We start from the raw sequence: 22,842 nt of genomic DNA on the forward strand, positions 1-22,842 counted from the left end.
TGCAGAGTTCCGAAGAATTCGACCCACGATCCCAGGGCCGGAATATTTCAATCGGAAGATCTGGAACACAATGCGCTTTCCGCATGTTGTGCATGCGCGGAACGCGCTCTTGTCTCGTTCTCCTGGTTGGGAGATGGGTAGTCCGGCACCGATCGAGTCCGAAATCCTCACCGCAGTGAGTACGGTTATCGATCTCTGTCGTTCTCATTGGTGATCGTCGCTCAACTACGCCTCCGTCCTTCCTGTTGGAGTCCGCGACTGCGTCGGGTCTTGGTAGCCGGCAAGAATCGTGATCAAGTTGCGGGCACTCTGTCGGGGTCGAGTTCGGTGACGGTGGTGGTCGAAATCGCGAGTACACGTGCGGTACGGATATCGAAGAAGAGGCCGGCGACGTGAATACATCCGTCCGACATCGCAGCCCCTATCATCGGGTGCCGCTGCAGGGTTTGTAGTTGGAGGGCGACGTTCACCATGGCCAGTTGATCAACGGCGTCGAAGCCGGTGTCGGCGGCGGAGCGAGCGACAGGATGTCCAGATTGGTATGCCCTCTTGCTGGGTTGGGCGTGTTCGAGCCATTCCTGGACGGCGATGCTCCCGGACGACTGCGGGTGCGGGCGGTCAGGATCGGCGAGGAGTGCTTTCATGGCACCGCAGCCCGAGTGGCCACACACGATCACCGAGCTGACACCGAGTTCGTCGAGGGCGAATGCCAATGCCGCCTCGATGGAGGTATCGCGCTGACCGGCGGGGACGAGGTTGCCGATGTTGCGGACGGTAAAGAGGTCCCCGGGGCCACTGCTGGTGATGATGTTCGGGACGATGCGAGAATCGGAGCACGTCAGGAAGAGCGAGTCAGGGTTTTGTCCGTCGTGCAGGTCGTCCATGTGGGGGCGAAGGTGCGGCGCATGGGTGCGGTGGTAGTCGGAGATTCCGGCCAGCACCGATCGCATGGCCCGGGGACTGGGAAGGTGGGCGTCGTTACCGTCGTGATGGTGATGGGGCAGGTACTTCTGCCATGCCCGCCAAGGGGCGAAGCCACCTCGTTTGCTGAGCTGCGCCGTGCCATCGGTGGTGCGTGTCGGAGGGCCGGCCACTGCGGCGGCCATGTCCGCAGTTCCTCTCTCGTCGACGAGGACGGTCCCGCCGGTGCTTTCGTGTTGACGTGACCATTCTTCGATCACTTCATAGGCGGCGTGGTCGAGGAAGTCGACGGTGAGCTCGACTGTGACATGGCTTCCCGGTGGTACGGACGCAAGCACGCTGGTGAGCCGTGGCAGTGCCAGGAAACTGCACGAGCCTTCGACCACTACCCGCCATTGGCGCGATTCCGGTGTGCCTACGGGTTCGGCGTGGATGGAGGCGCGGACCACGCGCCACACAACCAGTGCGATCGCGAGGATCAGTCCGATGAGCACACCCTCGAGCAGGTTGAGGAACACGACTGCGGCTGCGGTGACGCCGTATACCCACAGATCACCGGTGCGGTGGGCAATCCGCAGGTGTGCGAGTTTGATGAGCTGGATACCGATCACAATCAGCAGGCCGGCGAGAACGGATTTCGGGATTTGCTGGACAAGGCTCGCGAGCAGTGCGGAGAACACCAAAATCCACACCCCGTGCAGGATGGTGGAGGCCCGCGTGCGCGCTCCAGCGGTGACGTTGGTGGAGCTGCGGACGATGACGCCGGTGATGGGCAGGCCGCCGAGCATGCCGGAGGCGATGTTCGCGGCGCCCTGGCCGATCAGCTCGCGGTTGAGGTCAGAACGCGGGCCGGTGTGCATCTTGTCCACCGAGACGGCCGAGAGCAGGCTTTCGACGCTGGCGATCAAGGCAACGGTGAGCACGCCCGTGGCGATACCGAGCCACTGTCCGTCGGGCAGAGACGGGAGGCCGAGGGCGTCGAAAAGGCTTCCGTCGAGGGCAATGCGATCGGCATTGATCGGCAACACCAGCGACAACACGGTCGCGGCGACGACCGCCACCAGCGGGCCGGGCACCCTTCGCAGCCTGTCGGGCACGAATTTCCACGACACCAGGATTGCGATGACTGCTGCGCCGACATAGATGTCGTCGAGATGGGCAGTTCCGATCTGACTCGGCAGCGCAATCAGGTTGTTCCATGCGGAGCTTTGCGAGCTGCCACCGAGCAGGACATGCACCTGCTGAAGGGCGATGGTGATCCCGATTCCGGCGAGCATGGCGTGCACCACCATCGGCGAGATCGCCAGAGCGGCACGCGCGATCCGGCTGAGACCGAAGAGAATCTGCAAGACCCCCGCACCCACCGTGATCGCGCACGTCACCTTCCACCCGAACGTATTGACCAGTTCAGCGACAACCACAGTCAGACCCGCAGCCGGACCACTGACCTGCAACGGCGATCCGCCCAGCAGGCCTGCTACCACACCACCGACAACCGCGGCGATCAGTCCGGCCATGATCGGCGCCCCTGATGCGATGGCGATTCCCAACGACAGCGGCAGCGCTACGAGAAAGACCACCAACGAGGCGGGAACGTCGTATCGCAGTAGGGTGGCGAGCCAGCGACCTTGAGGGTTGTCGGAAACGGCGCTCCCTGCGGGCGGAGCCTCAATGGATGTCGTCATCTCTTCTCCTCGACCACGATCAGAATGCATGAACAGAGGCAACTCGTAGGAACGCCCGTCACAGGGACCAGTTTGGTGCTCAAGGTAAATGGCGTGTCGCCTTGGCTGTGCGATGGATGAGCATGTTTCGGCTTCGGGCCGCTGTGTCCCGACCAACCTACGAGCCAAGACTTACAGAAAGCTGAGAAACGCCGAGTGCATGACCTAGGTCACTGCCGTCAGGGTCAAGGATTGATGACGCCGAGCTTGGGGGAGTTCAGCGAGAAAGCGTGGTCTACCTGATGCTGTTCGACGAGACATGCTTCCCGACCTACGGAAGGCCACGTAAGAACCGGAAACGACACCGGACTCCCAATCCCCGACGGTTCTTCGTCTACGCCGATTCAGAGATGCTGACGGCGACACGCCCGAGGCCTTGCTTCAACGGACGAGACGACGAGCCAAGAGGGCAACGAGATCGCTGTACGGGGCCGCCGCCAAGACCCACCGGACGGATCACGCACCACACTCGGCGGAAGACTCTGCTCGTCACCGCCGCAATCCTGTTCGGGGGGTTTACGCAAAGCACGACGGGCATCGGGTTCGTCGACGCCCACACCGACGAACGCACTTCACACCACCTCGTGAACCTGTCCGCCAAGGCACGGGAGGCAAAATGACGACAACTTCCTCGGGGGTGCGGCAGGTGACACCTCACCTCGAGAGAAAATCGTCGTGCTCAGTGTGGGCGCGTTGGACGAGGTCCATCAACTGTTGCTCTTCCCTGACCAATTGACGGTATTTCGGTGTCAGCTCCCGAAGTTGTTGTTCCTCGGCAAGTAGCTTGTTGTAGATCCTGTCCCGTTCGGCGAGATCGGCGGTGTACCCGAGATCCAGATAGGCGGTGGCGTGACGGCGCGCACCCGAGATCGCGGACTGCGCCTTTCCTCGGGGGCTGCGGACCGATGCCACGACCGTGACAATCAGGACCCCGACAATCACCCCCAGGGACAGGCCCGTGCTGATGACCACGACGGGCACCGGGTTGCCATCGTTGACGAACGGCACGTTGTTCTCGTGAAGCGCATGCAGGATCAGCTTGACGCCGATGAATCCCAGAATGGCCGCCAACCCGTAGGAGAGGTAGACCAGACGATCCAGGAGTCCGTCGAGTAGGAAATACAGCTGACGCAGACCCAACAACGAGAAGACCGTCGCGGTGAACACAATGTAGACGTTCTGTGTCAGCCCGAATATTGCCGGGATGGAGTCCAGTGCGAAGAGGAGGTCTGTGCCGCCGATCGCCACCATGACCAGCAGCATCGGGGTCATGGCCCGTTTGCCCTTGTCAAGGGTGAACAGCTTGTCGCCGTCGTAATAGTCGGTGGTGTGGAACAACTTTCTAGCCAGACGGATGATGAAGTTATCGGCGGAATGCGACTCCTCCCCTTCGGGTTTGAGCAGGTTCCCCGCGGTAATCAACAAGATCAGGCCGAACAGGTAGAACACCCATGCGAACGAGTTGATCAGTGCCGAACCCAGAAATATGAACCCGGTCCGGGCAACAAGCGAGAAGACGATGCCGAACAACAACACCTTCTGCTGATCCTCGCGCGGGACCCGGAAACTGGACATGATGATCAGAAACACGAACAGGTTGTCCACCGAGAGGGCCTTCTCCGTCACATAACCGGCGAAGTACTCCGATCCCATCTCGGTGCCGCCGAAGACCCAAACCACAACGCCGAAGAGGACCGCGACCCCGACGTACAGTGAAGACCAGATAGCTGCTTCCCGCAATGTCGGGGTGTGCGCCTTACGAACATGGACGAAGAAGTCGAACGCGAGCAGACCGAGAATCACCAGGATCGTCACACCCCAGACGAGCGGAGAAACTTGCATTGTTCCTGCTTTCGGCGAGTCGAATCGGCCGGGACCGGATCAGGTCCGCAAGTTTCAGTCTGCGTTCATGCACGCTATTTCGCCACGGTGCCTCCGAACACCGTCCGCGAGACCGGATGTCAGGCCGCGGCGCGCCGCTGCGAGCGTGGATGTTCGGACGATCTCGTCACGCCTGAAGATGCACGACAGTCAGTGGGGCGGCGATCACCCCGCCCGTCACCACAGCCAACGTCACCCGGTCGCGAACTCGTTGCGCGGCGCTCGCCGGTGAAGCGAGCCGTTGGGCGCGGGCAAGGACGCCGACCGACGACGCGCCGAGCGCATGCGCAGGTGCCGGCGAAGGACCGGTCAACGCGACGAGAGCGCCGAGCACGCACCCGGACCCGTGAACCCGCGCAGCGCCATCGTCGGCGCACATCTCCAACAAGCGCGCGAGATCGGCATTCGCGGTGGCGAACAGCCGCACCCGTGGCAGCACCTGACTGATGGCCCGGGTCACCTCGAGGATCGCGTGGTGCCGACCCGCCAAGTGCGCGCGCTCATGCGCCAGCACGGCGTTCAGATGACGCTCGTCCAGAACAGCAACAGCGCCGCTGCTGATCACGATCGTCGACCGTCGACCGGCGACACAGTAGGCGACCCGCTCCGGCGCGTCGACAAGTACTGCATCCCATTCACCCACGGTGCGTCCGAGACCTCGGACCAAATGTGCGTGTCGGCGGGTGTGCTTCCTGCTGCGTGCCACGCTCCGGCACACCCGCGCGGTCAACAGGAGCAGTGCTCCCGTGGAGAAGATCAGGAGTCCGAGGGACAGTCCCACGTGTCCGGTGACCAGGTCATGGACAGCGGACACGTGCGCGTCTACGACAGCCCGTCCGAAATGGCTGCGCTGAGACAGCACTTCGAACAGAAGAATCGTTGAGGAAGCCACCCACGACGCAACGACGGTACTGATTGTCAGCAACCACACCGCGACAGCGAGTCGGGGAACCGAACCGGTGCGGGTCACGGCGGGAAGCACACGAGGCGCTACCACCGCAACTACATAGCTGTAGAGCAGCAGACACGCGGCCGCGGTCATTCGGATTCCCTGCCGGATGCGAGACGTCGTAGGGCGGCGTGCAGGGCGGCCGTATCGTCCTCGGTCATCTGCTCGAGGAAATGCGTCAGGACAAGTTCCGGCTGACCACCCTTTCCTAGCGCATGCCGCATGACACGGGCGCTGTATTGCGCGCGCGTGAGGGTAGGCCTGTACACGAAGGCCCGGCCGCTGCGCTGCCGAGTCAACCAACCCATACGATGAAGGGTATCGAGCGTGCGCATCACCGTCGTATACGCAATCTGGCGCTCGGCACCCAATTCATCGAACACTTGAGCACCCGAAACGCTGTCTGTCCGACTCCACAGCGACTCCATCACCGCCGCCTCCAATTCGCTGAATCGGCGCACGTCACCTCCTGACCTTCGAAGACGGTGTGAAAATGTGGTGTGGCGATCACTGGTGGGGACGCCGAAAGCGTCCGTGACCGAGTACTGTCTACCACCGATTGTAGAACGCCGAAGCGCGTACCCAGCCGCGCGGAAAAAGACCAGGCACGCCCATGTACCGCTATCCAAGGTTACCGAGGTCAGCGGAATCGTAGGATGAGCATGTCGACTGCGCCGCCGCGGCAGGCACCCGTGCCGGTGGATTTGAACCCTGTCGGGATCGGTGACATCACACATAGCTTCCGGATCTGCACGCTGTCTTCGATGCCACCACCGACACCGGCTCCTCCAAATTCGGGGCGGACTGTGCCAAGAACATTGAGCGGCCGGTTCGGGAGCGGTGGCTAACGATCCCGCCTGTTACTCCGACAGCGGCACTCTTGAGGTCACGGTTGGACGGGCGCCGCGTCCGGAGACCCAGGCTCTGTGGTTGCAGTCTTCTGCAAACCTCGGCCCCGGATTCGACGGCGCCCGCGAAAGCTACCGTAGCGTGAGTCCCTGAGCTCCGGCTGTGAATCCCAGGGGCATCCATAGCCGTTCAGTTCACGCGGTCGAGGATCGAGGTTGACGTCAATCGCGGTTAGCGGTCCGGAGACGGTTTCCCCGTGAGAATCCCTGCGGGACACATTCTCGAGGACACCGCAAGATGCCTGGTCGCGCGGCACCCCTCCACCGGCATCGATAATTGGTCCAGGATAGCAATGCCCCAGCGTCGAAGGGCCACGCAGGGCGCAACCCCGGAGTTGGCCGTTCCCAACGAGAAATAGCTGCGTCAGCTTGTCTCGGATGTGTGACTCTCTCGAGCACGGTCGACCAACTCCCCCACCCTGCGAGAGAGTTCGTCGATCTGCGCGATCACGTCTGAGGACAAAGCGTCTCGCTCGGCGTCGCTCAGTTGTAGCACGTTGTCGTTGCTGGCCATGATGAGCAACTCGAGGTTGGTGCGCAGTGCGGTCAGAGGAGTGAGTAGTTCTCGTCCGGCGTCTACGATCAGTGCTCGCTGGTGATCGCGAGACCGGCTCAGGGCTTCGAGCATCATGTTGAAACTGGCTGCGTATTGGGCAACTTCGTCGTGTCCGCGGACGAGGATCGGTTGAAGATCCTGCGTTTCTGCGACACGCCGCGTGGAGAGCACGAGTCGGCGGACCGGCCGGAGTCCGGTGTTGATCGCGGCGGATCCGGCGAAGATCGACAAGACGATCAAGAATCCGCCGAGTGAAGTCAGCGCGAGAAGTAGCTTGCCCAGTATTACCCGGGTTGGTTTCAACGATTCGGCGACAACCAGGGTCTCGCCGGTCGGCATCTTTTTCGCGAGTACCTGATAACCTGCGAGTTCACGGATGGAGACGGGCTCAAGCCCCTGCGCCACCGCAATTTCGGGACCGTCGCGAAGGACGGATTCGTCGCGGAAGAGGGGGCTGGGTGCGGCAACCACATCCCCAGATTGGGTGATCAACGCGACTTCGAGGGTCTTTGTCGTCCCGAGCCCGAAGAACTCCAGGGGTGCACCCGAGTGGGCGCTGGCGATTATGACGTCGGCTTCGCGATTGAGCCGATCGTTGATCTGTGCGCGCAGAGAATATTCGGTGACGAAATAGATCGCCACGACGGAGACAAAGACAGCGACCGCGGCCAGGGCTGCGGTCAGCAGGTTGACCCTGCTGCGCAGCGAAATACGTGGAACTCTCGTCCCCATCGTCGGTGTGATCATGCGTCGGTCAGCGGTTGATGAGGAGCGTTAGCGACGGGACGGGCGAGGGTTGCGATCACGCCTGCGGGAGAGCGCCGTATCGGTGTCGGACAACTTTGCAGTGATGTGCGTGCCCTCTGAGAGCAGACGCCCTCGGCCGCCTCCCTCAGGCTCTGGTGGCGTCGATGCCGAGTGCATAACTCATCCGGCGGCTTGGGTAGGTGCGACGTGCGTTGGCGTTCTGTTTGCGCTTGGCGGGGCCATGCGACAGATGTGCGTGAAACGGTTTCGGCGGTATACGTCATGATTCGATGCCATCTGGGCTGATGTCGGCCTTGTCGCGTGTTCCCGAACGCAGTTGAACAGAATTGCGGGTTTCGATCGGGCGGCTGACGGTTGGCGGCCGCGAAGATCGGCAGTTTACCGGTTTCTCGGCTGCGCGGCGTGCTCGGCATTGAGTCGGTGGATCTCTGAACGCAGCCGCGCCATTTGTCGCTCTGCACTGCTCGTACCGTGATCCTTGTTCTTGCCCCGCGACATCAGCCAGATCATTGCGGCCATCCCAATTGGGCAGGCCAGAATGACGACAGCGAATGGCATCAATCCCATGAGTTCTCCTTTGTCGTGCCGTCGGATCTTCCTCCGCCGGCCAGGCCTGCGATCTACTATCTAAGATAGTAGATGGGCTATTGTCGACGCCTTCTCTCACCAGAGTATGGAGACGGCCGGCAGACAGGCCCTCGCAGCAGCGATGGTCACGCTCGTAGCCGGTGCGCTCACCGTAGATGCGCCAGGGGGTCGCCGGGAGTGACGCCGATGTGTATGTGATCCTGGTGGACATCATCGGTGAAGAAACCCTTGCGCTCCGCATTGAGGTCGAAGGGGCCGCCCACCTCGGTGGCGCCGAGTTCGGATGCGCGTTGCATGAAACGCGCGAGGACGCTGGGCGACATCGTCGGATCGATTACCGTCTTCCCATCGATCTCCCGGATGTCGACCGCTCGCCCCACCGCATGGTTGGACACGCGTGAAGTGGGAAAGACGGTTTGGATGTGTCCGGTGTGGATCACCTGGATCCCGAGCTCGTAGTCCTCGGCCAGACCCAGCAGAATCTGCAATATCTGTTCGTCGACCCGACCGGTGTTGACATCCGTCTGTGCCGGCGAGGACAGCCTGATGCGACGATCGGTCAGCACCTCGGTGGCGGCGGCACTCAAAGGCACAGCCGACCCGAGGGAGGTCGGTGGATTGATTCGATCAACCTCCCACATTCCTCCAGCACGGCGAAGTAGCCGCACGTCGAGAGCCAGCTGCCGGCTGGTGATACCGCCAGGTCCGCGGAGCTGCTGATCGAACAACACGATCACCGCTGCGGTATCGGTGGTTATGCCCCCGTACTGCGGGTAAACCACCTGCACAGAACTCGATTCTGCTCCGGGGACCTCGAGGATCGATGCGGTCAGGGGCGCCTGCGGTACGGCGCCGGATCCCTCCGAAGAGGCCTGCACACCTCGAGCCGTGCGCCAAGTTCCAGCCGACTCGATGAACGCCGTCGCGGTCTGTTTGACTTCCGGCAACACCTCACCTGGCCCGGCCTTCCATCCGCTTGTCTGGGGGGAGAGCTGCGCGGGCTGAGCGCCGGGCGCTGGCGCGCCATCGGCAGCGGCGGGAGCTTTCGGATCGAGAGGATGCGTGTCTGCCCGCGGGTTGGTCCGATTCAGTGCACAGGAAGCGAGGGCCGCTGCCGGGAGTGAGACCATCAGCGCTAAGGCCCTCCGGCGGGGCAGATCACTCACGTGGATTCCTTACGGTGGTGGACTGTCTCGTTGAGGGGAATGCGGTATACGCGGAGGGGAGCGCCGTCGCGGGTCGCGCCCTCCTGTACAGCGTGCCATCCGAGTCGTTCGTAGAATCGTGCTGCTGCTTCGGCCGTCCTCTTGGTGACCAGGGTCGCGGTCTCGGCTCCGGCCGCCCGTGATTCCACGAGGAATCGTTCGACGAGGGCAGTGCCTGTTCCCGTTCCGCGCACCTCCGGATAGAGGGCGACGGCGGACAGAACGGCGGTCCGGTTCGCCGGAACATGCTCCTGGGCGGTTGCCCGTGGTGTCGGGACCGACCGGAGCAGGCGACGCGTCCAGGGCCCTGCTCGTGTACGCGCGAAGCGAATCGCGATCTTCGGTCTCCGGATCAGGGCAAGGACACCGACACCGATCAGCTTGCCCAGCGCACGGCGATGCATCAAGATCCCGTTGATATGCGCGGATTGATCGGTGGCTCCCAGCAGGAATCCGACGATCCGATGGTCGGGGCCGCTTACGTCCTCGACGACGAGCGCGATCGCGTGGGATTCGCCGAGGACGCATGCGTGCCACTGACGGAGAAACCGATCTCCCAATGCGGGAAACAGGCCCTGCGGCAGCAACTCACGATGTGCCCGTGCGGATTCGGGCAGATCCTCCGGGCTCAATTGGCGTATGAGCAGAACAACGGATTCAGCGTGGTCGGGAGTACTGAACGGAAGTCGAACGGGTAAGTGCCAACCGACGGGTTCCTTTCCTCGATCGGGTGGATCGGGCACGGTCTCGGCCATTGACTGCTCCGCTCAGATGCCCGTGGGCTCGCCTCTGGGATCACCGGGTGGCCCATCATCGGTCCACCGGCGACAGGATCCGTAACTACTAAGAAGCATAGTAGTCATTCGGATCCTCTGCCACTGTCGGCGTCCCGGGAAGCGGAGTCCCCTCCTGTAGGTTTTGGCGGTCATCCTCATTCTGTGGTGGTGCTACGAGCGCCGACGCGCCACGTGACTCCGGAGCTCCTCGGTCCACGGACGAACACCGTCCGCAGCACGAATCGAGTGGCTACGCGCAAGTCACTATCGGCGATGGGTCGTATGTGACAGTCCGCGTCGTCCGTGAGATCTCTCTGCCGGTGGTGTGATCGGCGATCACCCGGGTGTCACTGGTGGTGAACCCCTGCGAGCCGGTCGACGGGGTGCAGGAGTCCCCGGACAGTGTCAATTGCTGCGGAGGGGTGTAGTCGTATCGATCACCGGTGATCGATACGACATCGACGGTATGGGTGCCCCAGACACGCACCGTGATGTTTGATCCGGTACCGATGGTCTCGATCAGAATCCCGGTGTCGGCAGGGTTCCGGAACTTCAGGTCGATCGCGCCCTCGAACACCGTCGCCTCGCGGGCAGGGGGATATCTGGAAATGTAGTAGCTGTGCTCGGTGTGCTCGACGTCGTCGAGTCCGGCGAAATAGGTCGCGTTGTAGAGCGTGGTGGCGAACTGACTGATTCCGCCGCCGACCGCCCTGTCCGGACGCCCGTTGTTGATGATTCCGGATTCGACGTACCCTTGGTCCTCGCCCCGCGGTCCGGTGAAGTTGTTGAGGGAGAATGTGTCTCCGGGTTTGATCACCGCACCGTTGATTTCTTCCGCGATCCTGCGGATATTCTCCCCGGACGCTGCGCTGAAGCCGGCGGTGGTGAATTCGCCGATCACCTCCTCGATGCCGAGGCTCTCCGCCTGCTCAGTGGTGAAGTCCGCGGTGGCAGGCACGTAGATCGCGTTGACGCTGCGCGGACCCGGTACCGTGTCGGCCACGGACAGGGACTCGAGCGTCTTGATCCAGTCCACAACTTCTCCCTCGCTCGCGGGTACGACCTCCGGCCGGCCACCGGACAACCGCACGGTCGCGTCCCGCGGTCGGACTTCAGTAGACGCCAGCTGCGGTCCCAGAATGCCGATGGCGGCCTCGATGTCGACTTGCCTCACAAGCCCGCCCCTGCCGTCGGGGGTGAAAGACAAGACCTGGCCGATCCGCTCGCTGCCTATCGTCGCGACCACGCGATTCCTGCCGATCACCCGCACATCTGCCAGGACAGCGACTTCGGCCAGGGCCCGGCGGACGCCATCCTCGCTCACCGCAGTCGCAGTGGTGTCGACGGGGAGCGTGAGAACCTCCGATTCGGCCCACGAATCACGCAGAATCTGCTTGGCCGCATCGACTACGAGGGTGCGACCCGATACCGGCCATACGGCGACCGGATCCCCTCCCTCGAACACGATGTCGCCCTCGATCGGCGCTCGGTCGACGCCGGGTCGCAACGCCTCGACCGCACCGGTGAGCTGACTCTCATCGACACGCGTGGTCACCCCGACGTCGCGGAAGGACCAGAACGACGTCAGACGGGTCCACGGGTTCAGCGCCGTCGCGGCGGCGCGATCCAATGTGGCCTCCCAGTCGATGCTCAAACCAGCCCGTTCTGGCACGATCTCAGCACTCACATCACCCGCGTGTATCCGTATCGGTCGCTCCGCGCGTTCGGCGAGTTCGATGCGGAGCCGCGTCGACGCCTCGTCCCGGCGCAGTCCAGCGACGTCTATACCGGCAACCACTACACCGCGGGGCAGCTTACCGACCGAGGTGAGAACATCGATCCCGTACGCAGCTGCGCCCACCGCCGCTAAACCCGCAACCGCCAACCAGAAACCGGGAACCCGTCGACGAGTGGCCGCTGCCTGCTGTCCGCCAGGCATCTCTCCATCGGGTATCGCCGCACTCGGCATGCCACTTCCTTCGTTCTGCAGTGCACCGTCTTAGACAGAGGGCCCGCACCAAGCATGCCGCCGCCCGAATGAAATGTCAGCTTCAATCCCAGCGCTCGTACCCCTCGACCATCCACCGCAATCACCCCGGGCGCAGGGCTCCGACGGGGCTCGCAGTGCGAGAGGAGGATTCGGCCGACGACTTGCCGTGTGACGCCCGGCCACATCCCCCATGACATCGACACACGCCCGTAACCACCACCCTGTTCCTTAATGCAACCTGAGAAATACAGAGAAAGTGACCGGCGTCACTGCGCCTTCACTGGACGTTCACCTACAGTTCATGCGTGCCCTCGCCTACTAGCGAGTAGGAAGTTCCCCTCTAAGTTTCTTCCCCGCACAACCAACCCCGGCCGGGGGGCACTTCCCCGGCCGGGGCCTCGACTCAGAGCGTCAGCCGATCAGCTCGACGCCAAGCCGCATCGGCACCCATGAGAATGGGTTGCTACACAGAGCAGCGTGACAGATTCACACCAAAGCGTCCCTCCTGCAGAGGGGGTCGTGACACGACGGGTGAGTCATTCAGCAGCGGTGATCATCTCGCATCGCCGCCCGAAGCCCCCGTCGTATCCTTTGGTCGATGGCGTGCACGTGTTCCTCGAAAAACACGCGTAGGCCCGATGAAGGCCCGCACACCGACGAGATCGCGCGATGAACTCGCCCGACAGTCAGGTAATGCAAGCACACCAGTCGCCCAGAGTCCGGCGAGATACTCGATAGCGGTAGGAGCATTTTCAATCCGGAGCCATCACTCAATGCCCGGCCACTAGGACCGAACACTCGGCACCGCCCAGCCGCGGCTGACGGCGGTTGCAACCTCGAAACCGTAGCAATTCGGTGTTCGACGGCGTACCGTCCAAACTACTATGCATCTTAGTAGTTCCGCTTTTGAGGTGAAGCGGCAACTCGCACATTTTCATACACGTGCCCGTAAAGAAGACTCGTCTGAACGTGAGGTCCGGAGGAGCGATGCCTACTGCAGTACCCAAACCGACCGAAATAGCTGCCACCCGCCCCTATCCGTCGCGGCGGGGACGGAAGGGCTCGTTCCTCTTCAAAATGGTGACGACCACCGACCCGAAGATGCTCGGGATCATGTACTTGACGACCTCGTTCGGTTTCTTCATGGTCGGTGGACTGATGGCGATGCTCATCCGCGCCGAACTCGCCGTCCCGGGCATGCAGTTCCTGTCGAACGAGCAGTACAACCAGCTGTTCACGATGCACGGCACGATCATGCTGCTGCTGTATGCGACGCCGATCGTATTCGGGTTCGCCAACTACATCCTGCCGCTGCAGATCGGCGCCCCCGACGTCGCGTTCCCCCGCCTCAACGCGTTCAGCTACTGGCTGTACCTATTCGGCGCGATCATCACCACCGCCGGCTTCATCACCCCCGGCGGTGCCGCCGACTTCGGCTGGACCGCCTACACTCCCCTGACGAGTGCGCTGCACTCACCCGGCGTCGGAGCCGACCTGTGGATCATGGGCCTCGCGGTCGCCGGCCTCGGCACCATCCTCGGTGGTGTCAACATGATCACCACCGTCATCTGCCTGCGGGCCCCCGGCATGACCATGTTCCGCATGCCGATCTTCACGTGGAACATCTTCATCACCAGCATCCTGATTCTGCTGGCGTTCCCGCTGCTGACCGCCGCGCTGATGGGTCTGTTCGCCGACCGCCACCTCGGTGCCCACATCTTCGACCCGGCCACCGGCGGAGTGTTGTTGTGGCAACACCTGTTCTGGTTCTTCGGCCACCCCGAGGTATACATCATCGCGCTACCGTTCTTCGGCATCGTCACCGAGATATTCCCCGTCTTCAGCCGGAAACCGATCTTCGGCTACAACGGGCTGGTGTTCGCAACCATGGCCATCGCGGCCCTGTCGATCGCGGTGTGGGCGCATCACATGTACGCCACCGGCGCGGTCCTACTGCCGTTCTTCTCCTTCATGACATTCCTGATCGCCGTCCCGACTGGGGTGAAGATTTTCAACTGGATCGGCACCATGTGGAAGGGACAGTTGACGTTCGAGACCCCCATGCTGTTCTCCATCGGCTTCCTCATCACCTTCCTCTTCGGTGGCCTGTCCGGCGTCATCCTCGCGAGCCCGCCGCTCGACTTCCAGGTCACCGACAGCTACTTCGTGGTCGCCCACTTCCACTACGTGGTCTTCGGCACCGTCGTATTCGCCACCTACGCCGGCATCTACTTCTGGTTCCCGAAGATGACCGGACGCATGCTCGACGAGCGCCTCGGCAAGTGGCACTTCTGGACCACGTTCACCGGTTTCCACGGCACCTTCCTCGTCCAGCACTGGCTCGGGGCCGAAGGCATGCCGCGTCGCTACGCCGACTACCTCCCCTCGGACGGCTTCACGGTCCTCAATTCAATCTCCACGATCGGGTCCTTCGTACTGGGCGCCTCGGTGCTGCCGTTCATCTGGAACGTCTTCAAGAGCTACCGGTACGGTGAAGTCGTGACCGTCGACGACCCGTGGGGATACGGCAACTCCCTCGAGTGGGCCACCAGCTGCCCGCCACCGCGGCACAACTTCACCGAACTGCCCCGCATCCGCTCCGAACGCCCCGCGTTCGAGCTGCACTACCCGCACATGGTGGATCGGATGCGTGCGGAAGCCCACATTGGTCCGGGCGGCCACCGACAGACGGTGACCGAAGTCGAGGACACCGCAACCCGCTCCGCCGAACCCGGTGGCCCCACCACCTGTTAGGTACGGCGGCACCAGCGTCATCACTCGTACAAGAACTTTACGAGCCGCTCGCCGTCAAGTGAGGAGGGTGCACCGAACCCAACCACACCCAACCGGGGACGACACAAGCAGGACGAGAACCCATACCGATCCCAATGTCCTGCCCGCAGAGCCGTAAGCGTGCGTTGTCCTGCGCCGGTCTCGGGTTACATCTCAATCCGTGACGCCACCAGCCATTGGTACTTCACCGGGCGCGGCCGGTGTACTCGGCAGCGGGCCAGTAGCCTCGTCCTGTTGGCCCGACTGCGACTATTTGTCGGTAGCTGGTACCGCATCCGAGCCGGGCGCGGGAAGGATTGAATGGTGGCGGGTTGGCCGGGTCGAAGCCTCCCGGCACGGTCGAGCATTCCGCCCCCGGCCCCGGGTACGCATTCGTGTTCTGGCTCAAGCCGCAACAAACTGCGATATCCGCTGATCTCTCACATCGTCGAGTTTGAGTTGGTGCCCCCATGATTGGAGAGACACTGATGAATCGAGGCCGGGATACGGCGACATCAGGGTGTACGGTTCGCCATCGAGGTTGGATGCAAGCACGGCGATGTCGTCGCCCCTCATTCTGTCCGGGTTGTAGGACATCCAGACGGCACCGTACCCGAGGGACGGTACAGCGTTCGCGGTGCGGATCGGTTCGGGATAGACGATCCCGGTGCAGGTGGCCCAGTACTGATCGTGTGCGCCGCCGAACCGGGGACTCTTGTCATAGGCCACCCGTTGCGGTGCCTGAATGTGATTGCCAGCCGGGTATTCGATTTTTGTCACCCCGCCGATTTCCGAGGAAGGGACCGGGTTGTCCGCGCTCGGTGAATACTGTTACGCCTCTTCTCGAGCGCCTTGGGCACCACGTTGTAAGCGATGGCTCCGACCGACCCCACAATGACTACCCCTGCGCCGATCATCAGCCCCGGGATGCTCCGGATCCCCGAGCCCCGGCATTCGACCGAGGTCGGGTTCCTTTACTTCGTTTTCTCGTCACCTACAGACCTGTTTCTTTCTCCCCGGTTCCCCGGAACCCCACCTAACTACTATGCATAATAGGAGTTAGGTCCTACGCGAAACGGAACCTGCTGTCCCCCCGATAGTTTCCACCGAAGGAACAACAATGGCGTGAGAGTAATACACCGCTGCCGAACCGCACTCGCCATGCTGCCACCTTGACGATCGTGGGGTGATCGGGTGCGGCGGACGAGGCATTCACGTTTCAGTTTCACGGTGCAGCAAGAGTTTGGGCGCTGCGTTTCGCAGATGCGCACACCGGCTTGGCTGGGGCTCACGCCCGACGAAGTATGGCCGCCCGTGGCACCCCGGCTCGTGACTCCACCGGCACCACGGCGATCAACACCTGCCAGCAATCGGTGCTGGCGACCGTGTGGCGCGCGACACCGCGGCTGGGAGGGTCGCGTGCGGACCACGGGTACTGCCCCAGCACCGACGAGGCCACTGGGCCGGTTCACCGGTCACCAGCGTGGCGAGACCGGCCAGCACTACTGCACTTGGGATGCCGTCAGTTCAAGTTGCGGGCGAGCTGTTCGATGGGGTGGAGGCCGCGGCCGAACCGTGCGATGGCTTCCCGGTTGCTGTCGAGCTCGCCATAGGGGAGGTACCGCACGTGAAGGTCGGAGACCCGGCTGAACGCGGGGCGGCGCAGTTGCGCACGTACCTCCTCCTCACGAGAGTCGGGCGCCACCAGGTATAGACCGCGAATAGCGCCAGGCTCGCCGGAGAGGGCGAGGTCGAGCATCCGAACGATACCGGAGTAGATCGATGTGCTGTGCTCGACCTCGAACGCCGCCGTTACGCACCCATTCGACTCCAGCCACAGTACGTCGATCAGTCTGATGGCGTCACTGGCCGGACCGCCGGCGATCGGCGGTGGGAGTACCGCCAGACACCCGTCGGCGAGGCGGCCGTCGCCGTAGGGCCTACCCCGATCGTTGCTCGCGATCCACACGTCGAACCCGAGCGCCAGGCCGAGATCTCGCAGCCACCCCTGTACCTGGGTATGGGTGACGTCCTGCTGATCGGCGGCGGCCTGGGCTTTGTCCACCTTGATGTTGTCGCGGGCCCGGGCGAGTTCTGCGTGCCACACCGACCGGGCGTCTGCCGTGTCCTCGCCTGGTAATGGAGGGGCGGGAAAGCGGCCGGTGCCGATATCGAACAGCATCCCCGCCACGGCGCCGAGGTCGTTGGACAACAGGTCCCTGAACGCGGTGTTGATGGCCAGCACCCCGGCTCGCATGGACATGTACTCGTCCCACTTGCCGAGCTTGACTCTGCCACCGGTCAGCGCGTTGTATCCCTTCACGATCGCGGTGTTGAACGGCGGCATGACGCATAGGAGTGAGTCTGGTCAATCAGCTCCAAGCGCCCGGCCCCAAAGAACAGCAGCGGGCAGCGGTAACAACTGCACAGCTCACATCCGTGCGGCGGCCCACGAGTAACCGCCACCGTTTCACTCACCGTCTGTGCGCCCTTGGTGACGATGTTCTCAGTTATGCAGCGCTTCCAGCAGCAGCTTCCGACCTCGGGCGTGGCTTCGTCATCTGCTCATATCTGCACGATGCGTGCATATAGCTTTGCGCAGGTGACTTCCAAGGGCGGATTGAGTTTCATAACGCGGTTGACCAACTGCGGCTGCACCTCACGAATCCGGGCTGTCGGGTAGCGCAAATCAACGCCGTGGGTGAATCCAGCGACCGCCGGGTTCAGCCGTGACACCCGGGCACGATCACCCTGGCAGGCCGCACATCACCATCCCCGTGGCGGCAAGCATCCCGGTGACCACAGGTCCTACAGCGATGAGCACGATTACTGCTGTGATAAATATCCGCATACGCGCAAGCTCGCCGGGCCGAGGCGGCGAAGCGAGTCGTCCGGCTCGGTCCAGCACGGCGATGCTGGTGGCCGCCAGAGCGCCGCCCGGAATCGGACCTGCTCCCGACAGGGCGATCAGCCCCTCGAGCAGGGACCGAGAGCCATGCGCACGCACGGCATCGTCGTCCGCGCACATCTCCAACAGCCGAGCGACTTCGGCGGCGCCGATCGTGAACAACGCCACCCGCGGGAGACTTGCTGCGAGAGCACGCAGGACGGCGAGCAGCTGGTGGTGCCGGCCCGTCAGATGTGCGCGTTCGTGGGCGAGAACCGCCTCGAGTTGTGGTCCATCAAGTGCCTCCATGGCTGCACTGGTCACCACGATGGCGTGAGGTCGGCCCGCAACGCAGTACGCCGCCCGTTCCGGGGCCTCGACGATCAGTGCATCCAGTCCGGCGACGCGGCGACCAATGATCCGGGCCATCTGCGCATGACCGTGGGTGCGGCTGCGCATGCGAAGCACCCGGCGCCCAAGACGCCAGACCACCACCGATACGGCGAGCACGGCCAATACCGACAGCACTAGCAGGCCGACCTGTACTGCCATACCGGCCTGGCCAGTGACGAGATCACGTAAACCGGAGAAACACGACCCGATCACCGACCAGCCCGGCTGGTTCCAGGTGCGCACGAGTTCGAAGAGGAGAAACACCGCAGCCGCAGTCCACGAGAGCACCACACTGGCGATCGCCGCCACCCAAGCCGTAACTCCCAGTCGCGGGGCTATACCCCCATGGGTAGTCCGCATCAGTAACGGCGAGCCGAACACCGCCACGGCGACGCTGTACAGCATCAGGCACGTCGCTACGCTCATCCCGCATCCTCGGCTTCGGCCAATCGCCGCAGGACCAAGCGCAGACTGGCGGACTCCTCGTCGCTCATCTGCTCGACGAAGCGGGCCAGCACGACGTCGGACTTGCCGCCGGCGGCGAAGGCATCACGCATCAGCCGAGCGCTGTGCTCTTCCCGCGTGAGTGTGGGCCAATAGCGGAACGCCTTTCCGGTACGCTCCCGTGCTAACCAACCCTTGCGTTGCAGGTTGTCCATCGTCGACATCACAGTGGTATAGGCGATCTCACGATGTTCGGCGAGCTCATCGAAAATCTCGCGAACCGTCGTCGTTGTTCCTTCACGACTCCACAGCCGGTCCATCACAACCGCCTCGAGCTCCCCGAATCCACGCACACCCATCGCTGCCTCCCGCTGCACTCGCCTCACAGGTTACTTCTCTGCTGATCAACAATCCCTGGCAGAGCCAACGAGGCGCTGTCCAACTTGACTTCTACTATCTACGTACGTAAATAGTAGATTAGCCGAACGCGAACGCGTCGGAGACGCACGCTCGAAGGAGGACATTATGGACATGCTGGCGAACATACAGGCCTGGGTAGATTGTCAGATGATGATGATCGGACAAATGTGCGAGATGTGCGCGACGATGATGCCGGGCTAACGTTCCGAGCGGGACCGCCCGTATATCCCGGGAAGTGAGGACGAATGCGACGGTCGGGCCACCTCGCTACCCAGATGGGGGCGGGCCGAAGGTAGCGGAGAAAGCCTCACTCTCCTGGGCGGCCCCGGAACCGGAGAAACTCTCGGCCGGTGTGCGTGCTGCGCCGCGGGCGATGGTGACAATGTACCCACCTCCGAGTTGACGCGCCGGGCTGGGACGGCGAAACGGTCAGTGAGCTGCTTCCGTGGCCGACGAAACCCGGTGGGGATGATCTCGCTCGCGCGGTGGAGTTACTGCGCGCAGCGGGCGACATCACCGAGTATGAGGCGGTGACGAGTGATACGTCCGTCGGCACCTCCGATCCTCAGCGGTTGGATCTTTCCGCTGCATTCTTCCTGGCGCAGGAGCCGCCGTATGCTGCCGGTACCGCTCCGGTTGCAGTCCGGATCTCACAAGGTGACGGGCCGGTTCGGCTGGCGCTCGGGCATCCGGCTACGTCAATGAACGTCCTACTGACCCTGGACGATCAGGGGCGGATCAGAGAGGAAACGCTGACCGACACCAAACATCTGGTGACCCGGCGATTCGTTTACTCCGATAACGGCTGAGCCGTCATCGCTGCTGCTGGCGGGGATCCGCCAGCGCGGTCAGGTCGGCGGCCAGAAGCAATGCCAGTACAACGCGCAGCGGCGACACGACATGCTGATTCGCGAGGGACGGCGGTTGGGCGGCACAACACACTGCGGGAGAACCTTGGTCGGCCGCAAGGTCTCCGAGAGTGCGCAGCGTCCCGGTTTGGAGTATTCGTCGAGTGTCAATCGCCCGGTGCCGACCTCACGGTGCAACTGGAGCGCGATGCACATACGGTCGGCATCGGAGCCCGCATCCACGGCTCATCTGTCGGTCCCATCTCTTCCAGGAGGTGGGACCGAAATCGCCCCGGGGTGGTGTCGACGTCGCGGTGCCCGCCGTACCGTTTCCCAAAGAATCCTGCGCCCGGAGAATTCGTGCTTCCTCTCGGAGTTCAGTGACCTGACGGCTTACCAATACCGGATCCGTGACCCGTGCGCACCGGCCACGGCGCATCGGCCGGACACACGAGAAATAAGCGATGCTCACCGCGGCGGCCGCAGTGACCACGGCGACCCAGGTGGGACATCAGAACGACCGTGAGACATGCCGTATAGCCGACTCGGCCTCGAGTTGGTCGATCTCCGCACGCAGTTGTCTGACCTGTTGTTGTTCGCTTGAGTCGTCGGCTCCGTTGCGCTGTCCGCGCATCATCATCCACATCATCAGGCCCGTGCCGATCGGACAGGCCAGGACTGCGGCAGGTACACCTTTCATGAGTCTGAATGAGGCCAAGAACGGCCGGGCTCCAACGACGTGGCCGTTAAAGGTCGCACAGTCCGCTCGTGCACGGGGCGTGCTCGATATTCCGGAGATGTCGTACGACGGTGATGCATAGTTGACAGACCGTTGAAGCGGACCGCAGGAGGGATGCTGCACAGTGATTGTCTGGAATCTCGCAGTCGTCGTCGCGGTGGTAGCCGCAGGAGCCGCGGTGGTGTACGCCACCGCGTTCCTACTGCACACACCCGACACACTCCGCGACGCTCCGCCATTTCTCTCCGGTTCGGTGCCAACCGTGCACGCAGTATCGCGCTACCACGTCCGCTGGTATGCGATCACGATGATCTTCCTCGCGTTCGACATGGAGATGGTGTTCATGTACCCGTGGGCACTCGTCGTCGGACGGATGGGTGCATCCGCTGTCGTTGAGATGTTCGTTTTCCTTGCCATCCTCATTGCCGGCGTTACGTACGCGTGGCGGGAGGGTGCCTTGCGGTGGATATGAACGCCAGGATCCTGGCCAAGCTAGAAGTATGCCCTCTGCTCGTTACCGCGCCCGGCGGCACCGCCGTCCGCTTGTCGATAGAACGTTCCATCCGGGAATACGGCTGGCGCTTGGCTGCCAGCGGCGCCGAGGCGAACATTCTCGTCGTAGCAGGGCTGGAACATGACACTGTCGAATCTTATGTACGGGTGCTGTGGAAGTCCATGCCGGAGCCACGAATTCGTGTGGACATATCGGACCTCACCTCTTCCATCAGCGATCTCGCGGATGCCGCGGCCCGGCTCCGCTCGGGTGTCCACCAGACGGCGAACCATACGCCCTCTGGCACGAACGACAACGGCGTCGACGCGCCCGCCGGGCAGCCGGACGGGGAGCGCGATCCGCACAATCCTCATCACGGCCACAATATGGACATGGAGGACAGAGACGCCCCAGACCACACGCATCACGGCCACAATATGGCGTCCATGGAAATGCCGGGAGGCATTCCCATGGCCGATCGTGCAGAGGACCGCGACGGGCTGAAACTCGATGTCCTGACTGTCCCCTTTGGTCCGGCGACGCCACACTGGCCTACGGGCCTTCTGATTCAAACGAAGCTGCAAGGCGACGTCATTCAGAAAGCGGACGTGTCAGCCCTAGCGCCGGACCGTCCGGACGATGCATTCTGGCTTCAGCCCTGGGTGAAGGCCCTGGCTGGCGATCCGATTAGCATCTCGTACGCGACCAGACGACTGATCGCGTACCGTCTGGATTCGTGTGCGACTCTCTTGTCGGTTGTCGGGTGGGACTACGCATCGATCACCGCAAGCCGGCTCAGAGACAACATACTTTCCGGCCCGTTGGCGAGCGGTGATATAAGTCGGCTTCGCCGCTGGACTAATCGCGTGATGCACTCGCGAGTGCTTCGCTGGTCTCTTTCCGGGCTGGGTGCGATTCGCGCTGACCCGACGACACCGACGAGACTGGCGGGCGATGCATTAGACCGGCTACGCACGATGCTCACCGAGATATTGGATGCTCTCCCGCATCTGGACGACGCGGCGCCGTTAATCTCATACGGATTCGCGGCTGAGCAGAGATCCGACGTGGAGTGGATCCTGGACTCTCTCCCGAACTTGTTGTTGGGAACAGAGTTAGCAGAAACGAGATTGATTGTGGCGAGCTTGGATCCTGACGTCGAGGCGTTGGCCATCGGTCGGCATCATGGTTGAGGTGGTGCCCTGGTGGGGCGCGGCGCTGTTGCCGGTTATCGTCGGGATCTATGTTGTTGTGGCCGTCACCGTCGACGCAGTGGGGAGGGCCCGGGTCGACGGGTCACCGTTGGGTATGCACTGGGATACCCACTTCGTTCGGTTGCGGGACTACTGATTCAGCAACGTCGTCATACCGTTGCCGCTGATCTCATCTTGTGGCGCGCAGGTGGCATTACGTTGCTGCTCGCCGGTGTGTTGGCATCGATCGTCACGCCCTTGGGTCGGGGTTGTCGCCGACTTCTCCGTCGGTGTGGTGTGGTTCAACGCCATGGAAATCCTCGCTTGGGCCGCTGTCTGGCTTACCGGGTGGGGGCCTAATACTGCAACGGCACTTGCTTGACAGGT

16 protein-coding genes and 2 pseudogenes are annotated in these 22,842 nt (G+C 62.8%); 5 read left to right on the plus strand and 13 right to left on the minus strand.

Translation table 11 applies throughout. The features are described 5' to 3' along the window. Nucleotides 1–293: 293 nt before the first annotated feature. The 9 genes from CBI38_RS36295 to CBI38_RS36335 form a co-directional block, all read right to left on the minus strand. On the minus strand, nt 294–2,606 hold the full coding sequence (locus tag CBI38_RS36295; RefSeq protein ID WP_109336238.1) for a SulP family inorganic anion transporter: 2,313 nt from the start codon (nt 2,604–2,606) through the stop codon (nt 294–296). Between the two features lie 693 nt (nt 2,607–3,299). Then, nucleotides 3,300–4,487: a TerC family protein gene (locus CBI38_RS36300; protein ID WP_109336239.1), complete on the minus strand. Its 1,188-nt coding sequence runs from the start codon at nt 4,485–4,487 to the stop codon at nt 3,300–3,302. Nucleotides 4,488–4,653: 166 nt separating this feature from the next. Continuing rightward, entirely contained in the window at nt 4,654–5,568 is a 915-nt protein-coding gene (locus CBI38_RS36305) for a M56 family metallopeptidase (RefSeq protein ID WP_109336240.1), read from the minus strand. Beyond that, entirely contained in the window at nt 5,565–5,936 is a 372-nt protein-coding gene (locus tag CBI38_RS39930) for a BlaI/MecI/CopY family transcriptional regulator (protein ID WP_230990479.1), read from the minus strand. Before CBI38_RS39930 ends, CBI38_RS36305 begins: the two co-directional genes overlap by 4 nt. A gap of 811 nt (nt 5,937–6,747) precedes the next feature. Further along, on the minus strand, nt 6,748–7,686 hold the full coding sequence (locus CBI38_RS36315; protein WP_109336242.1) for a HAMP domain-containing protein: 939 nt from the start codon (nt 7,684–7,686) through the stop codon (nt 6,748–6,750). Between the two features lie 399 nt (nt 7,687–8,085). Beyond that, nucleotides 8,086–8,274 carry a hypothetical protein gene (locus tag CBI38_RS36320; protein WP_109336243.1) on the minus strand — a complete coding sequence of 63 codons (189 nt, stop codon included), beginning with the start codon at nt 8,272–8,274 and terminating at the stop codon, nt 8,086–8,088. 167 nt (nt 8,275–8,441) lie between these two features. Beyond that, entirely contained in the window at nt 8,442–9,461 is a 1,020-nt protein-coding gene (locus CBI38_RS36325; protein WP_230990480.1) for a hypothetical protein, read from the minus strand. Continuing rightward, nucleotides 9,458–10,255 (minus strand): GNAT family N-acetyltransferase, encoded by a 798-nt coding sequence (locus tag CBI38_RS36330; RefSeq protein ID WP_109336245.1) that lies wholly within the window; start codon nt 10,253–10,255, stop codon nt 9,458–9,460. Before CBI38_RS36330 ends, CBI38_RS36325 begins: the two co-directional genes overlap by 4 nt. Nucleotides 10,256–10,526: 271 nt before the next feature. After that, nucleotides 10,527–12,245: a VanW family protein gene (locus CBI38_RS36335; protein ID WP_109336246.1), complete on the minus strand. Its 1,719-nt coding sequence runs from the start codon at nt 12,243–12,245 to the stop codon at nt 10,527–10,529. A 1,008-nt stretch (nt 12,246–13,253) separates the two neighbouring features. Here CBI38_RS36335 and ctaD point away from each other — a divergent pair. Beyond that, nucleotides 13,254–15,020 (plus strand): aa3-type cytochrome oxidase subunit I, encoded by a 1,767-nt coding sequence (ctaD, locus tag CBI38_RS36340; protein WP_109336247.1) that lies wholly within the window; start codon nt 13,254–13,256, stop codon nt 15,018–15,020. A 288-nt stretch (nt 15,021–15,308) separates the two neighbouring features. Here ctaD and CBI38_RS36345 read toward each other — a convergent pair. The 4 genes and pseudogenes from CBI38_RS36345 to CBI38_RS36360 form a co-directional block, all read right to left on the minus strand. Then, nucleotides 15,309–15,955 (minus strand): annotated as a pseudogene (locus tag CBI38_RS36345) (DUF3105 domain-containing protein). A gap of 605 nt (nt 15,956–16,560) precedes the next feature. Then, nucleotides 16,561–17,388, minus strand: a pseudogene (locus tag CBI38_RS36350) (hypothetical protein); the annotation flags it as partial. A 396-nt stretch (nt 17,389–17,784) separates the two neighbouring features. Beyond that, entirely contained in the window at nt 17,785–18,744 is a 960-nt protein-coding gene (locus tag CBI38_RS36355; RefSeq protein ID WP_109336249.1) for a M56 family metallopeptidase, read from the minus strand. Next, complete coding sequence (locus tag CBI38_RS36360) at nt 18,741–19,121, minus strand: BlaI/MecI/CopY family transcriptional regulator (protein ID WP_109336250.1); 381 nt, start codon at nt 19,119–19,121, stop codon at nt 18,741–18,743. Before CBI38_RS36360 ends, CBI38_RS36355 begins: the two co-directional genes overlap by 4 nt. 591 nt (nt 19,122–19,712) lie before the next feature. Here CBI38_RS36360 and CBI38_RS36365 point away from each other — a divergent pair. The 4 genes from CBI38_RS36365 (at nt 19,713) to CBI38_RS38230 (ending at nt 22,612) form a co-directional block, all read left to right on the plus strand. Next, entirely contained in the window at nt 19,713–19,991 is a 279-nt protein-coding gene (locus CBI38_RS36365) for a hypothetical protein (protein WP_109336368.1), read from the plus strand. A 902-nt stretch (nt 19,992–20,893) separates the two neighbouring features. Further along, a complete protein-coding gene (locus CBI38_RS36380) occupies nt 20,894–21,241 on the plus strand; it encodes an NADH-quinone oxidoreductase subunit A (RefSeq protein WP_109336253.1) in 348 nt (115 codons plus the stop codon). After that, on the plus strand, nt 21,232–22,455 hold the full coding sequence (locus CBI38_RS36385; protein WP_162603419.1) for a hypothetical protein: 1,224 nt from the start codon (nt 21,232–21,234) through the stop codon (nt 22,453–22,455). The genes CBI38_RS36380 and CBI38_RS36385 overlap by 10 nt, the downstream gene beginning before the upstream one ends. After that, complete coding sequence (locus CBI38_RS38230) at nt 22,448–22,612, plus strand: hypothetical protein (RefSeq protein WP_204165060.1); 165 nt, start codon at nt 22,448–22,450, stop codon at nt 22,610–22,612. Before CBI38_RS36385 ends, CBI38_RS38230 begins: the two co-directional genes overlap by 8 nt. Nucleotides 22,613–22,842 lie beyond the last annotated feature (230 nt).

It is taken from the genome of Rhodococcus oxybenzonivorans (assembly GCF_003130705.1).
Classification (GTDB): Bacteria; Actinomycetota; Actinomycetes; order Mycobacteriales; family Mycobacteriaceae; genus Rhodococcus_F; species Rhodococcus_F oxybenzonivorans.

Coding starts and splice junctions, on each gene's coding strand:
- CBI38_RS36295 (WP_109336238.1), bottom strand. CDS start 2,606: ATGACGACATCCATTGAGGCTCCGCCCGCAGGGAGCGCCGTTTCCGAC.
- CBI38_RS36300 (WP_109336239.1), bottom strand. CDS start 4,487: ATGCAAGTTTCTCCGCTCGTCTGGGGTGTGACGATCCTGGTGATTCTC.
- CBI38_RS36305 (WP_109336240.1), bottom strand. CDS start 5,568: ATGACCGCGGCCGCGTGTCTGCTGCTCTACAGCTATGTAGTTGCGGTG.
- CBI38_RS36315 (WP_109336242.1), bottom strand. CDS start 7,686: ATGATCACACCGACGATGGGGACGAGAGTTCCACGTATTTCGCTGCGC.
- CBI38_RS36320 (WP_109336243.1), bottom strand. CDS start 8,274: ATGGGATTGATGCCATTCGCTGTCGTCATTCTGGCCTGCCCAATTGGG.
- CBI38_RS36330 (WP_109336245.1), bottom strand. CDS start 10,255: ATGGCCGAGACCGTGCCCGATCCACCCGATCGAGGAAAGGAACCCGTC.
- CBI38_RS36335 (WP_109336246.1), bottom strand. CDS start 12,245: ATGCCGAGTGCGGCGATACCCGATGGAGAGATGCCTGGCGGACAGCAG.
- ctaD (WP_109336247.1), top strand. CDS start 13,254: ATGCCTACTGCAGTACCCAAACCGACCGAAATAGCTGCCACCCGCCCC.
- CBI38_RS36355 (WP_109336249.1), bottom strand. CDS start 18,744: ATGAGCGTAGCGACGTGCCTGATGCTGTACAGCGTCGCCGTGGCGGTG.
- CBI38_RS36360 (WP_109336250.1), bottom strand. CDS start 19,121: ATGGGTGTGCGTGGATTCGGGGAGCTCGAGGCGGTTGTGATGGACCGG.
- CBI38_RS38230 (WP_204165060.1), top strand. CDS start 22,448: ATGGTTGAGGTGGTGCCCTGGTGGGGCGCGGCGCTGTTGCCGGTTATC.